Source organism: Mesorhizobium sp. M4B.F.Ca.ET.143.01.1.1, assembly GCF_004792275.1.
Taxonomy (GTDB): Bacteria; Pseudomonadota; Alphaproteobacteria; order Rhizobiales; family Rhizobiaceae; genus Mesorhizobium; species Mesorhizobium abyssinicae.
This window is the reverse complement of the sequence record NZ_SRSR01000069.1, coordinates 1-594: the sequence shown is the minus strand read 5'-3', so window position 1 is coordinate 594 and position 594 is coordinate 1. Positions and strand designations below refer to the sequence as shown.

Below are 594 nucleotides of genomic sequence, written 5' to 3'. Positions count from 1 at the left end.
CGGTAGTACGGCAGATGATAACCCCACTTGGCCATCATGATATGGGCGAGCGCGGCGTAGCTGAGCTTGCCGCGTGCAATGGCCTTGGCGGGTGCCGGCGCCTGAATGATTTTATCGCAGGTCCGGCAGCTGTATTTGGGTCGAACGGTCTCGATCACCTGCCAGGCCTGGGCGACCAGGTCGAGCATCTCCTCGCTATCTTCGCCCATGGTGCGCAGATCGCCGCCGCAGCCCGGGCAGCATGCGCAAGCCGGCTCGCGAACCACCCGCTTGCGCGGCAGGTTCGGGTTGAGCTTGCGCACCGGCAAGATCCGGACCTTGTCGGTGTCAGCGACGATGGGCAGCTGGGTATCGGGCCCACTGGCGGCGACATCGGTCTCGAGATCTTCGAGTTCGAGCAGCATCTGACCGAGCTTCTCGGACGAGCGGCCGAAGGCCTTGCGGTTGAAGCGATCGATCCGCAGCTGCAGGCACTGGATGCGAAGTGCGGTCTCGGCGCGCTCTCTGCGCAACTGCTCATCGCGTTCGGCGATGGTGGTGTCACGGGCAGCAACGGCCGCCTCCAGAAGCGCGATCCGGGCGAGGAAATCAGCG

1 protein-coding gene is annotated in these 594 nt (G+C 64.8%); it reads right to left on the bottom strand.

The genetic code is table 11. The features are described from left to right. On the bottom strand, nucleotides 1-594 hold a 594-nt coding region (locus EN786_RS35985; protein WP_189524372.1), incomplete at both ends, for an IS66 family transposase zinc-finger binding domain-containing protein.